Source organism: Sedimentitalea nanhaiensis DSM 24252, assembly GCF_000473225.1.
Classification (GTDB): domain Bacteria; phylum Pseudomonadota; class Alphaproteobacteria; order Rhodobacterales; family Rhodobacteraceae; genus Sedimentitalea; species Sedimentitalea nanhaiensis.
In genome coordinates this window covers 2,850,387-2,863,330 of record NZ_KI421509.1, presented here as the reverse complement: position 1 = coordinate 2,863,330, position 12,944 = coordinate 2,850,387, and the positions used below count along the sequence as shown (strand labels likewise).

Genomic DNA, 12,944 nt, shown 5'->3' with positions numbered 1-12,944 from the left:
TCGGAAAATCGTCATCACATTATCGGGCTAAATAACAGTTCTCTGATGTTGGGGGCTGTAAAAGTTCAACCAACATCCGCGCATTTCTTTTGGATCAATCGCCGATCGGTTGGCGCTCCACATGGCCGTGCAGTCGGCTGAGCGTCAAGCGTATCCTGCTGAGATTTTCGGCGCTCTCGCTTCGCAAGATTGCAAGATGACCCGCGATGCAATCAAGGGCAAAAAGCTGTGCATAGCGGGCTTGGTTCGGCAAGTTGTAGAATGCTTCCTGATCGACGGTATCCATCGTCAGAACGAGGTGTGCCTGTTCTGCCAACGGGCTTTCCGGACGTGTGATCGCAATGACCTTTGCGCCGTTGGCGCTTGCATCTGCCGCGCAAGAAACCAGGTGAGTGGGACGGCCTGTTACGGAAAACACGAGAAGGACATCTCCGGGTCCGGACACAGCAGCGGTCATCTGCTGTCGATACCCGTCCGAGGTGGCCTGAACGGACAATCCCAAGCGGAAAAACCGATTTTCGGCCTCTTCTGCGAGGATGGCTGATGTGCCGCCGGTTCCAAAACAAAAAACGCGCCTGCTCTCGTTGAGTGCCGTTGCGATGGCTTCGAGAACTTGAGTGTCCAGTTCATTGGTGGCCTGATCGAGAGCCGCCTTGGCAGCCTCGCTCATTCGCGTGACGATGTCGCTGACATTGGTGTTGGCGGCCACGCTGGGTGCGTCGATATACATTTTTGCGACAGCCGTTTCCCGGGCCAGCCGCAATTTAAAGTCGGAGTATCCGCTGCATCCCAGTTTGCGGACAAACCTCAAAACCGTGGGCTCGCTGACCTCGGCCCGCGCGGCAAAAGCCTTGATGCTCAGGGACATGACCTGCTCCGGATCGGTCATGATCACGTCTGCCACCTTTCGCTCGGCATGCCGCAATGTCGCAGAGATGCGTTCAATCGATCCAAGCAATCGCTCATCATATGAAGTTTTGATGTCGCCCAAATTTCCGGTTCCCGCGTTATGCTTACATTTGTCGGAGCCTAGCACCAAAAACACAGACAAAACAGAATGTAGTAATACATACTAAATAACAAAAACGTTTGTAATGCTACAAAATCGTGTTATGCAATGGCGAACTGGGAGGGTTCAAAATGACAGCGACAAGAATCAAGGCTTTGTATTTTGAAGAAGTTGTCGTTCCAGCGCATGAAGGGGTCATCAACTCTGACGGCCTCGACAAGCCGTTGCACATGCTGCCGTCCAGGGGGAAACCGGGCTGGTCCGTTCAGTTCGATACGTTGCCCAAGGTTATCCTCCGGCTGGAACTTGAAAACGGTGTCATAGGGCTTGGCGAGTTTTATCGGGACCATTCGTGGAGCGTGCTCGAAACGGTTGCACATTCTCTGATCGGTTTAGACGTCTCCGAAATCTGCCTGCAATCCCTCCCGATCGCCTTGTGCCGGGAGTATGATGGTTTCGAATGTGCCATCTGGGATGCCGCCGCCAAATGCCTCGGAGTTCCGCTTCACCGGCTTTTGGGCGGGGCAGTGCGTGACAAGGTCTGTGTCGGCGCCTGGTCCAGCCACAGGCACACGTCAGAAGTAGGCGTTTGGGCGCGGGGCTATCAGGATCAGGGTTTCGACTGCATCAAATTCAAGGCCGATCTCGAAGACGATCTGACGGGTCTCTGCAGCGAAATTGCTCAGCACGCTCCCGGAATGAAAATCATTCTTGACCCGAACCAGCGCTTCGAAAACCTGGGCGAGGCCAAAAGGATTGCGCGTCAGATCGAAGGCATCGGCAATGTCCTGCTGCTTGAAGATCCGATGCCACGCTGGATGCTACAGGATTTTGCCCGCCTCAGGGCGATGACCAGCATCCCAATCTTTCTGCATGTCTCCCTTCCCTACATTCTGCAGGGTCAGCGCCCCTATGACGCTGTCAACGCGTTGCAGCATGGCGCGGTTGACGGGTTCAATTTCAACGCGGGCCTGGCGAAGTTCCAGCAGCTCGACAACGTTGCTCATACGGCCAATCTGCCATGCTGGCACGGGTCCGAGATTGATCTGGGCATTCTGGAAGCGATGTATGTTCATCAAGCTGCGGCGGCTCCGTCCTGTACATTGCCCAGCGATATTTTCAGCCGCATGATCCGTCAGCACGATTTGCTGAAGAAACCGCTAAACGTGACGCCTCCGTTTGTTGCCGTGCCCACAGGACCGGGGCTGGGTGTCGAGCTCGACCGCGACGCGATGGAAAAATTCAAGACTGCCGAAAAAACCGTGACGGACAGGGGCTAGACGGATGTCAGCGCTTGCAACACTGTCACAACGCGCGGGTCTCTTGAGCCAACGGATCAATTCCGTCGTTGAAATCGTCATCGCGATCCTTCTCGTGCTGCTTGTTCTGGACGTCTGGCTGGCGGTTCTGGATCGCTATGCGTTTCACTGGCAATTGCCATGGCCCGAGGTTCTGGCCCGCTTTCTGATGATCTGGGCGGCCCTGCTGGGTGTCTCCTCGGGTGTCGCCCGACGCGAGCATATCGGTCTTGGCCTGATGGTTCAGCGCCTGCCCGTGCGGCTGAAGGCGGTGATTCTGATCAGCGTCGATGCGCTGGTGCTTTTCCTCTTTATCGCGCTGTTTTTCTTCGGGCTGGAGTTCGCGGAAAAAGGTGCATCAAGGCAGGCGCAAATTCTCGGCGCCACTCTCTTGATCCCCTTCGCCTCCATTCCGGCCTGCGCACTGCTGTGCATCGTCCAGACCATATTGGTCGGATTGCGCGACATGGGACATTACGCGGTCGGCGGCTCTCCCGACGACATCCTTGAAGAGGAGAACACACCATGATTGTCGGGCTGCTTTTCGTCGTGCTTCTTTTGTTCGGAATGCCAATCGGCTTTGCCATCGGGATTGTCGCGTTTGTCGGACTGTACCAGACGGGCGGTGCGAGCTTTGCAGCCCAAGCCCCGGGAAAGATGTTCAACGGGCTGAACATCTTTCCGTTCCTGGCTATGCCGTTCTTTATTCTGGCTGGCGAGATCATGAACCATATCGGGATCACTTCTCGACTGGTCAAACTGGCCCAGTCCATCGTCGGGCATCTGCGCGGCGGTCTTGCCCATACCAACATGCTGGCATCGGTCTTCTTCGCGGGTCTCAGCGGGGCGGCTACAGCAGACGCTGCGGCTTTCGGGCGAACACTTGTGCCCGAAATGGTCCGCGAAGGATACAGGCGCGACTATGCCTGTGCGGTGACTGCCGCGGGCTCGATCATCGGGCCAACCATTCCGCCGTCGGGGTTGATGGTCGTTTACGGCTCGCTGATGGGGGTTTCGGTCGGCGGCTTGTTCGCGGCCGGAATCATTCCGGGCATCCTGATCTGCGCGACCTGCATGGCGGTGATCTGGTTCGGCGCAAAACGCAACAACCTGCCCGTCGCCGGTAAAAGGGCCTCGTTCATCGAGGTGGTCGCAGCGGCACGCCATTCCCTGACGGCGCTTCTGATGCCCGCGATTATCCTTGGCGGCATTCTTGGTGGCCTGTTCACACCGACTGAAGCGGCCTCCATCGCAGTTGGATATGCGCTCTTCCTTGGCTTCTTCATCTACCGCAATCTGTCGGTTCATGATTTGATCACGATGCTGATCCGAACCGGCCGCATCACCGGGGTGATCTTTGTCATCATCGCCTTTGCAGCCGTGCTGGGGTGGTGGATCAGTTTCAACCGCTTCCCGCAAGCTCTGGCGGAACTGGTGGTCAGTGTTGCCACAGAACCCTGGATGGTTCTGACCCTTATCATTATCATCCTGCTGGCCATAGGGATGATCATGGATATTACCGCAATCCTGATTATTCTGGCGCCGATCCTGGTCCCGTTGACTTCGGAGATCGGGATTCAACCGATACACGCCGGCATCATCTTTGTCACCGCGCTCAACATCTCACTCATGACGCCACCGGTCGGGGCCTGCCTGTTCGTACTGTCGTCTGTGACAGGCGAGCGGATCGAAAGGATTGCGGCCAAGCTGTGGCCCTTTCTACTGGCCGAAGTCTCGCTTCTGTTCGTTCTCGCCTTCTGGCCGAAACTGGTCATGTTCCTTCCCAATGCTCTTGGTTTTCGCTGATCCGGAAACCCAAAACAAGAACGGTTAACCCGCCAAATATTCAATAATTTCAACAAGGAGACTCTCATGTCCAAACTCAACAGAACTGCTATGATTGCAATTTCCGCAGGACTGGTCGTCGCGGCCGCGTCGTCGTCCGCCGATACGAAACTGCTGAAGTTCGCGCATGACAACATCACCGATCCACTGGAGAACCCCGCACATGCCTGTGCCGCCGTTTTCAACAATATCATTGAAACGGAATCCAACGGATCGATCACGACCGAGGTATTTCCATCAAACCAGCTTGGCAATGCGCGCGAGCATGTTCAGCTTCTGCGTGACAACGTCATCCAGGCGACGCTGACCTCGACCGGGGCCATCGCTTCTTATTACCCCCGGATTGATGTTCTGAACCTGCCTTTCGCCTTTGACAGCAACGCGTCGACCTACGAGGTCTTCGATGGTGCCTTCGGTGAGGCGCTGGCGGCTGATATCGAGCAAGTTCTGGGAGACGTCGAAGTTCTTGGTTTCCCGGATACCGGTGGTTTCTTTGCAATCACCAACTCCAAGAAGCCGATCAGGACACTGGCAGATTTCGAGGGTATCCGCATCCGGACAATGACCGTTCCGGCACACCAGACAGCCATTCAGTCTCTCGGCGGGCAGGCCTATCCGCTGGCTTGGGGCGAAGTCTACACCGGCCTTCAGACCGGTGTGATCGATGGTCAGATGAACCCAATCCCGATCATCTCGACCTACAAGATGTACGAGGTGCAGGACTACATGACCCTGACGAACCACCTGTTCTCGCCTTACACATTCATGGTCTCGTCCGCGTTCTACGATAGCCTGACCGAACAAGAGCAGGCGATTGTGCGCAAAGCCGCAGAATCGTGTGTCGTGGCCAGCCGAGGCATCGCCCGGGTCATCGAGGCCTCTGACCGGGGACTGGCGGGTCTGGTGGACCAGATCGAGGTGTCTGCACTATCGGACGAAGACCGGGCCGGTTTCCGCGATGCAGCGCAACCCGCCGTCATCGAGTTGATTGAAAACAGCGGCGACCCCAAAGCCGTCGAACTGCTCAACCTGTTCCGCACAGAGGTCGAGCAGGCCAACGAAGTAACGTCACATTACATGGACTGATCGTCTGCGCGGCCTGCAAGCTGTGGGCCGCGCTTTTTTGGAGAGAATTCACTTTGACACACCCCCACCCAACAAAAATCGTACCGCCTGCAACGCAACACCTCACGGCGGGTCCCTACTCTCCTGTTCTGGAAGTAAAGGCCGGTTCTTTCGTCATCATCTCCGGACAGGCCCCAATCAAGGAAGACGGCTCGCTCTATGAGGCTGACATGGCCATTCAGACCAAGGCCACGCTCGAATCCTGTCTTGTGCAACTGAAGAACGCAGGTTGCGATTTCAACGATGTTTTTAAGGTAAACGTGTATTTGACCGATCTTGCCAATTGGCCCGAATTCAATCGCATCTACTTAGGTTTCATGCCCAAACCGCTACCTGTACGCACGGCTGTACAGGCGGGACTCTTGCACAACTTCCTTGTCGAAGTGGATATGTGGGCCGCCAAACCATGATCTGGGAACAACTGGTCCATACTGATTTCGCAAGTATCGATCGCGCCACGCCGGTCGTCGTCAATATCGCGGCCATTGAGCAGCATGGCCCGCACTTGCCCCTGGATGTGGATTGCCGCATCGGAAGCCATTTCTGCGAGCAAATCGAATTGGCACTGCGTGAAAACGTTCTGGTGCTGCCGCAGATCAAAGTCTGCTGTTCAAAACACCACATGAATTTTTCGGGTACATTGTCGGTGTCGCATACCACGCTTCTTGCATACCTCACGGATATCCTGAATTCCGTCTTAGCGCACGGTTTCAGGAACGTTTTCATTCTCAACAGTCATGGGGGCAACCAGGCCATCGGGCGTGTTGTCATTGAGTCCCTTGGTCCCACCTTTGAAGCCGCGGGTGGCTTGCTGGGCATAGCAAGCTGGTGGGATGTTGCCTCGACAGAATTGACGAAAATAAACGACTCCGGCCCACAAGGGGTCGGCCACGCCTGCGAATTCGAAACCTCCCTGATGCAGCACATCGACATTAGCAGCGTAAGACAGGCCGAGATCGGATCGAAAGCTTACGCGAGCCTTAGGCCGTGGGCGGATGGAGACCTATTGCGCGGACCCTCGGTAAGTCTCTATCGGTCAATGAAATCGATCTCCGGTGGCTCTGGTGTGGTCGGCGACCCTTCGTTCGCGTCCCCCGAAAAGGGCCAGAAAATTTCAGAAATCGTTGTTCCAAAACTTGTTGAAATTCTGACGGATTACCGTGCAGCTCAACCGTCACAAGTCGAGGGTTGATTTATACTTGTGCCATCATTCATCGCTGTCGATTGGGGTACTAGCAGTTTTCGACTGTGGGTAGTGGGCGCGCGTGGTGAGGTCCTCGCTTCAGCCGATGCCCCCTTCGGCATGTCGCGCTTGAAGAGAAGCGATTTTGCCAACGTCCTCGAAGAAACTCTAACCAAACTACGAATTGGCCCAGATGTTCCTGCTGTCATCTGTGGTATGGCGGGTGCTGCACAAGGTTGGTGCGAAGCACCATATCTGTCTGTGCCAACACAATTGGACGAATTGGGGAATGGGGCCGTCAAGGTGCGCGGTTCGCTGCGGGATGTTCGAATCCTGCCGGGGGTCAAACAACGATCGCCAGCCAACGTGATGCGCGGCGAGGAAACCCAGATTGCAGGGTTTCTGTGCCAACAACCCGAGTTTGAAGGCACCGTTTGTCTTCCAGGGACGCACACGAAATGGGTTCATGTATCGGATGCGACTATCCAAGACTTTGAGACCTGCATGACCGGGGAACAGTTTGCCATGTTCTCAGAGCGATCCGTTCTTTCTCACTCAATGATTCTGGATGGCTGGAGTACCCCATCGTTCGACGAGGCCGTCAAAACAGCTGCAGAAGACCCTGCTAGCGTCTCCCGCAGATTCTTCTCGATTCGAGCAAATATGTTGATTGCTGACCAGACCAGCGCTGAAGCACGCGCTACATTGTCTGGGTTGCTCATTGGCTAAGAGTTGATGGCGGTCGGGGCATACTGGCAAGAGAACCCGATTGTGCTGATCGGCGATACCTTTCTCTGCAATCTCTATCAGCAAGCTTTAACCCTCTTGGGCGCCGACAGCTGCGTGATGGAAGGTACCGATATTACACTGAGGGGCCTGCACGCGGCCCATAAACTGCAAAGAGAACGGTCCAATGCATAGAGAAATCGTCGCTATACTCCGTGGCGTCCGCACAACGGAAGTCGAGGCCATCGGTGAGGTTCTGATCCGTAGCGGCATAACGATCATCGAAGTTCCACTTAACTCGCCATCCCCCATTGAAAGCATCAAACGACTGGCACAAAGCTTTGGCAGTGTTGCCCGCATCGGCGCAGGTACCGTGCTGTCAGTTGACGATGTGCATCGCGTGGCGGATGCCGGGGGCAAATTGATCGTCTCCCCAGACGTGGTGCCTGATGTCATCGAAGCAACAAAAAAAGCCGGGCTCTTGTCCTACCCCGGGGCGTTGACTCCGACAGAATGCTTTCGTGCGCTGCGGCATGGTTCGGATGCCCTGAAGCTTTTCCCATCCTCGCTCATAGGTATCGACGGCCTGAAAGCGCTATCCGCTGTTTTGCCAACCAATGTGAAAACCTATGCCGTCGGAGGAGTAGGACCAGAGAATTTCCAAGCTTGGCTCAACGCTGGTGTAACGGGCTTCGGTATCGGCTCGGCAGTTTTTCAACCGGGATTTAGCTCTTCGGAAACGGCAATGCGAGCGGAGAAAATCGTTGCTAGCTACGACAATGCCTTAAAGAATAAAAAACTGTACTAAACTTAAATACGACACGCCTCGCAAAGCTGAAAACTGTCCGAAAATTTATGATCAAAATACAAAGCTTGATCTGAAATCTCGGCTCCCATGGAGCGCAAGCAAGGCGTGTCGATCAATGACAGGCATTCACGAGAAGATTATCAACCTGAAGCTCGCGCCGTTGGTTCTTGGGCACACGGTAGATATCTTTAGCGTGAGGAAGGCCCGGTAAATTTCAGGTGAGCGCGTCGATCATCAACATCAACCCGGCCCCAATTGCGATACCCCCAGCGCCCGTGGCAATCAGGGTCGCCCACGACGATCGACGCGGCCGTTCGGGTTCCGAGGCCTGTCGAACCAGAGCGGCCTCGACCAGGCCGGGAAGGCGTGGCCCGAACCGGGCGAGAACGCGCGCGGTCTTGGTCAGATCGCCGATGACCGCACGCGGGCCAATGGACTGTTTGATATAATCCTCGACCACCGGGCGCGCGACCTCCCAGATGTTGGTATGCGGATTCAGGGACCTTGCCACACCTTCGACCACAACCATGGTGCGCTGCAGCAGGATCAGTTCGGTGCGGGTTTCCATGCCAAAACGCTCGGTGACTTCGAACAGGTAGCTCAGCAGCCGTCCCATCGAGATTTGGGTGGCATCCATGCCGAAAATCGGTTCGCCCACGGCCCGCAGAGCACGGGCGAATTCGTCTACATCCTTGTCGGCGGGCACATAGCCCGCTTCGAAGTGCACCTCTGCCACACGTCTGTAGTCGCGCCGGATAAAGCCGAACAGGATCTCGGCATAGACCCGGCGGGTGTATTCATCGATATGGCCCATGATGCCAAAGTCATAGGCAATGATATCGCCATTTGCGGCAACCTTGAGGTTGCCCTGATGCATGTCGGCGTGAAAATACCCGTCGCGCAGGGCATGCAACAGAAACAGCTTCAACACGCGCTCGGCGAGGGCGCGGCGATCGTGCCCAGCGGCATCCAGCGCCGCGTTGTCGCCAAGGTTTGCCCCATCCGCCCAGCCCAGCGTCATCACCCGGCGTGCCGACAGGTTCCAGATGATCGGCGGCAGCTGAAACCCTTCATCGTCCTTGGTATTGGCGGCGAATTCCGATGCCGCCGAGCTTTCCAGCCGCAAGTCCAGTTCGCCGCGCACCACGCCATCGAAATGTTCGATCACCTCCATCGGACGCAGCCGGCGTGCCCCCGGAGCAAACAGATCGACGATGCGCGCCGCGAAATAGAAGGCGTCGACATCCTTGCGAAAGGCCCGTTCGATGCCCGGGCGCAGAACCTTGACCGCCACCAGTTGCCCGGTTTCCGCCAGGCGCGCGCGGTGCACCTGAGCAATCGAGGCGGCAGCGATGGAGTCGTCGAATTCCGAAAACATCTCGACCACGGGGCGGCCCAGTTCGCGCGCCACCTCGGCCTTGGCCTGTTCAATGGAAAACGGCGGCAACTTATCCTGCAAGACGCGCAGCTGTTGCGCCAGATCATCACCGACCACATCCGGGCGGGTCGAGAGCACCTGACCGAACTTGATATAGGCCGGTCCCAGCGCGGTCAGCGCCCGCGTGGCCGGTGGCATGGCGGGGTCGCCCTTGTAACCCAGCCACTGGAACGGTTTGCCCAAGGCATGGGCGACAAAGCGCAGCAGCGCGGGGGCCTCGAACGCGTCCAGCACCACGTTCATGGCACCGGTCCGTTCCAACGTGGCGCCGGTGCGGATCAGGCGGATGATATTGTGCGGACCGCGCATGTCAGAGTTTCCAGCCGGAATGCAGCGCCGCGATTCCCATGCTGAGATTTCGATACCTGGTCTGTTCGAACCCGGCGCGGCGGACCATGCCCAGAAACGTCTCTTGGTCCGGGAAATTGCGGATCGATTCGACCAGATATTGATAGCTGTCCCGATCCCCGGCAATCAGCTGGCCCATGCGTGGAATGACATTGAAACTGTAGAGATCGTAAAGCTTCTGCAGCCCGTCGTTTGGCAGCTGGCTGAATTCCAGCACCATCAGGCGACCGCCGGGGCGCAGCACACGAAACGCCTCGTTCAGGGCCTGCTGCGGGCGGGTGACATTCCGGATACCAAAGGAAATCGTGTAGACATCGAATGTGTTGTCGGCAAAGGGCAGCGCCATGGCATCCCCGACAATCCAGTCCAGACTGTCGGCCATCTTTTCGGCCTCGGCACGTTTGCGCCCCTCGATCAGCATCGGTTCGGTCAGGTCCAGCACCGTGGCATGTCCCCACCCCGCGCGTTTGAGAAACCGGAAAGAGATATCGCCGGTACCGCCAGCCACGTCCAGCAACCGCTGACCGGGGCGCGGAGCCAGCCAGTCCATCATCGCGTCCTTCCAGACACGATGGATGCCCATGCTCATCACGTCGTTCATCACGTCATATCTGGACGCGACCGAATTGAATACGCCCTGTACCCGCCCGGCCTTTTCGCTCTCGGGAATGGTCTGTGACCCGAAATGGGTGGTTTTGTCGTCGCTCTGTACCATTGGCTCTTGCCGCCTCGCAATTTCGCCCCTGTTATAGGGTGCTGTGGGGCAGGCACAATGCGGCCCCTTGGACCAGAGAGAGCGAAATGCCGGAATTACCGGAGGTAGAGACCGTGCGCCGCGGGTTGGCGCCGGTGATGGAAGGCCAGCGGATAGACCGGGCCGACGTCAACCGACCCGATCTGCGCTGGCCGTTTCCGCCCGACATGGCGGATCGCCTGCATGGACAGCGCGTCTTGCGGCTGCGGCGGCGGTCGAAATACATCCTGATGGATCTGGAGAGCGCGGAAACCCTGTTGGTGCATCTGGGCATGTCCGGGCGAATGATGGTGTCGGGCGACCCGCTGGGTCGGTTCGCGCATGACCACCCAGTCGCACAGAAACACGACCACGTGGTGTTGCACATGGACAACGGCGCGCGCGTCACTTTTAACGATCCGCGGCGCTTTGGGGCGATGGATCTGTTGCAGACGGCCACTGCGGATCGGCACAAGCTGTTGGCCGGGCTGGGGCCCGAGCCGCTGGGTAACGATTTTCACGAACAGCATCTGATCGATGCCTTCCGGGGGCGGCGCATGCCGGTCAAATCAGCCTTGCTGGATCAGAAGATTGTTGCCGGGCTGGGCAATATCTATGTCTGCGAGGCGCTTTATCGTGGCCGGATGTCGCCACGTCGGCTGGCAGGACGCATAGCGTCCAAGCGGATTGCGGCCCTGGTGCCGATCATTCGGCAGGTGTTGCAGGATGCCATTGCGGCAGGGGGCTCTTCGCTGCGCGATTTCCGCCAAGCCGATGGCGAACTTGGATATTTTCAGCATTCCTTTGATGTCTACGGACGCGAGGGCCACCCATGTAAAACACCCGAATGCGAAGGGCTGATTCAACGAATCGCTCAATCCGGGCGCTCCTCCTTCTACTGTGCGCAATGCCAAAGATAACTTGATCCGTTGTCGTCGCGTGTTAAGGAGTCGGCCCTGAACGGAACAAACGAAAGCATATTCCATGGCCTTTGAGACGATCAACGTCGAAGTCGATGACCACGTTGCCCTGATCAAACTGAACCGCCCCGATGCCCTGAACGCCCTGAACACCCAGCTTCTCAGCGAGTTGTGTCAGGCCCTGGAAGAGGCAGACGCAAATGACAAGGCACGCTGCATTGTCATCACCGGCTCGGACAAGGCCTTTGCCGCCGGTGCGGACATCAAGGAAATGTCCGAGATGAGTTTCGGCGACGTGTTCACCATCAACCTGTTTGCCGATGTCAGTAACCGGATCGTGCGGATCCGCAAACCGATCATCGCCGCCGTTGCGGGCTATGCTCTGGGGGGGGGATGTGAGCTGGCGATGGCTTGCGATTTCATCATCGCGGCGGATACCGCCAAGTTCGGCCAGCCGGAAATCAACCTTGGTGTGATTGCGGGCCTGGGTGGAACGCAGCGCCTGACCCGGTTCGTGGGCAAGTCCAAATCCATGGACATGAACCTGACCGGCCGCTTCATGACCGCCGAAGAGGCCGAGCGCAGCGGGCTGGTCAGCCGGGTGGTTCCGGCCAAGAAGCTGATGGAAGAAGCGATGAGCGCAGCCACCAAGATCGCGGAAAAGTCGATGATGGCGACGATGGCGGCCAAGGAATCGGTCAATCGCAGCTATGAGACCACGCTTTCCGAAGGCCTGTTGTTCGAACGCCGGGTGTTTCATTCGATGTTCGCAACCGAGGACCAGAAGGAAGGCATGGCGGCGTTCCTTGAAAAACGCACGGCGCAGTTCCGCGACAAGTAGCGCAGGAAATCACGATTCTGGTTGGCAAACCGAAAAAACTTGGATATTGGGCGCGGTCATACATGCGCGTGCGGCCCGCTCAGGCTAGAATCATACCGATGGATCGTTCCTTGGGTCGGGTTGTCGCTGCGTTGCAGAAGTGAACTGAACTCGAACAAAGGTTGATACCATGGCCAATTCGCCGCAATCCAAGAAACGCGCCCGCCAGAACGAGCGCCGCTTTGCCGTTAACAAAGCCCGCCGGTCGCGCATCCGCACCTACCTGCGCAAAGTCGAAGAAGCAATCGAGACGGGAGACAAGGATGTGGCAACTGCTGCTCTGCGTGCAGCGCAGCCCGAATTGATGCGTGGCGTCACCAAAGGCGTGTTCCACAAGAACACCGCAGCGCGCAAGATGTCGCGCCTGACATCCAGAGTCAAATCTCTGGGCTGAGTCGCGATACCGGCCAAGTTGAAAGACATGATACCAAAAGGCGTTGCTCCGGCAGCGCCCTTTTTGATTCTCCCTATAGTTGCATATCTGGTGCGTTATTTACCGCATAGATAGTGTGGCCTTTTCGCCCTCGGATAGATTCTTTGCACCCAATCGCCGAGTCAACACCATAGTTTCATTGCCGCTTCACACCCGAAATTGCTACCACTGTACTCAGCGATTCACTTGCTTGGGGGG

At 57.1% G+C, this 12,944-nt stretch carries 13 protein-coding genes and 1 pseudogene; 11 read left to right on the top strand and 3 right to left on the bottom strand.

The window, feature by feature from the left end; genetic code table 11:
* Nucleotides 1-94: 94 nt before the first annotated feature.
* Complete coding sequence (locus NANH_RS0115880) at nt 95-1,045, bottom strand: MurR/RpiR family transcriptional regulator (protein ID WP_245601537.1); 951 nt, start codon at nt 1,043-1,045, stop codon at nt 95-97.
* A 95-nt stretch (nt 1,046-1,140) separates the two neighbouring features.
* On the opposite strand from NANH_RS0115880, the gene NANH_RS0115875 reads away from it, so the two are divergent.
* The 8 genes and pseudogenes from NANH_RS0115875 to NANH_RS0115840 all read left to right on the top strand — a co-directional run bounded on the left by NANH_RS0115875 (nt 1,141) and on the right by NANH_RS0115840 (nt 7,994).
* Entirely contained in the window at nt 1,141-2,289 is a 1,149-nt protein-coding gene (locus tag NANH_RS0115875) for a mandelate racemase/muconate lactonizing enzyme family protein (RefSeq protein WP_036049938.1), read from the top strand.
* Between the two features lie 4 nt (nt 2,290-2,293).
* Entirely contained in the window at nt 2,294-2,836 is a 543-nt protein-coding gene (locus NANH_RS0115870; protein ID WP_036049936.1) for a TRAP transporter small permease, read from the top strand.
* Nucleotides 2,833-4,113, top strand: a complete 1,281-nt coding sequence (locus NANH_RS0115865; RefSeq protein WP_027262925.1) for a TRAP transporter large permease — start codon at nt 2,833-2,835, stop codon at nt 4,111-4,113. The genes NANH_RS0115870 and NANH_RS0115865 overlap by 4 nt, the downstream gene beginning before the upstream one ends.
* A 66-nt stretch (nt 4,114-4,179) precedes the next feature.
* The gene (locus tag NANH_RS0115860) at nt 4,180-5,238 is read left to right on the top strand and encodes a TRAP transporter substrate-binding protein (RefSeq protein ID WP_027262924.1); all 1,059 of its coding nucleotides are present in this window, start codon (nt 4,180-4,182) and stop codon (nt 5,236-5,238) included.
* A 53-nt stretch (nt 5,239-5,291) separates the two neighbouring features.
* Nucleotides 5,292-5,687, top strand: a complete 396-nt coding sequence (locus NANH_RS28020; protein WP_161631373.1) for a RidA family protein — start codon at nt 5,292-5,294, stop codon at nt 5,685-5,687.
* Nucleotides 5,684-6,469: a creatininase family protein gene (locus tag NANH_RS26405; protein WP_051372459.1), complete on the top strand. Its 786-nt coding sequence runs from the start codon at nt 5,684-5,686 to the stop codon at nt 6,467-6,469. The genes NANH_RS28020 and NANH_RS26405 overlap by 4 nt, the downstream gene beginning before the upstream one ends.
* Nucleotides 6,470-6,478: 9 nt before the next feature.
* A pseudogene (locus NANH_RS27505) lies at nt 6,479-7,381 on the top strand (2-dehydro-3-deoxygalactonokinase).
* Entirely contained in the window at nt 7,374-7,994 is a 621-nt protein-coding gene (locus NANH_RS0115840; protein ID WP_027262923.1) for a 2-dehydro-3-deoxy-6-phosphogalactonate aldolase, read from the top strand. The pseudogene NANH_RS27505 and the gene NANH_RS0115840 overlap by 8 nt, the downstream one beginning before the upstream one ends.
* A 214-nt stretch (nt 7,995-8,208) precedes the next feature.
* Here the strand turns inward: NANH_RS0115840 and ubiB are convergent, their stop codons facing one another.
* Together ubiB and ubiE are read right to left on the bottom strand one after the other, a co-directional pair.
* Nucleotides 8,209-9,741, bottom strand: a complete 1,533-nt coding sequence (gene ubiB, locus NANH_RS0115830; RefSeq protein ID WP_027262922.1) for a 2-polyprenylphenol 6-hydroxylase — start codon at nt 9,739-9,741, stop codon at nt 8,209-8,211.
* A gap of 1 nt (nt 9,742) precedes the next feature.
* Complete coding sequence (gene ubiE / locus NANH_RS0115825) at nt 9,743-10,495, bottom strand: bifunctional demethylmenaquinone methyltransferase/2-methoxy-6-polyprenyl-1,4-benzoquinol methylase UbiE (RefSeq protein ID WP_027262921.1); 753 nt, start codon at nt 10,493-10,495, stop codon at nt 9,743-9,745.
* Nucleotides 10,496-10,581: 86 nt separating this feature from the next.
* On the opposite strand from ubiE, the gene mutM reads away from it, so the two are divergent.
* The 3 genes from mutM to rpsT all read left to right on the top strand — a co-directional run bounded on the left by mutM (nt 10,582) and on the right by rpsT (nt 12,707).
* Nucleotides 10,582-11,433 carry a bifunctional DNA-formamidopyrimidine glycosylase/DNA-(apurinic or apyrimidinic site) lyase gene (gene mutM, locus NANH_RS0115820; RefSeq protein ID WP_027262920.1) on the top strand — a complete coding sequence of 284 codons (852 nt, stop codon included), beginning with the start codon at nt 10,582-10,584 and terminating at the stop codon, nt 11,431-11,433.
* Nucleotides 11,434-11,497: 64 nt separating this feature from the next.
* The gene (locus NANH_RS0115815; protein ID WP_027262919.1) at nt 11,498-12,274 is read left to right on the top strand and encodes an enoyl-CoA hydratase; all 777 of its coding nucleotides are present in this window, start codon (nt 11,498-11,500) and stop codon (nt 12,272-12,274) included.
* A gap of 169 nt (nt 12,275-12,443) precedes the next feature.
* Nucleotides 12,444-12,707, top strand: coding sequence for a 30S ribosomal protein S20 (gene rpsT, locus NANH_RS0115810; RefSeq protein ID WP_027262918.1), 264 nt, complete (start codon nt 12,444-12,446; stop codon nt 12,705-12,707).
* Nucleotides 12,708-12,944: the final 237 nt, after the last annotated feature.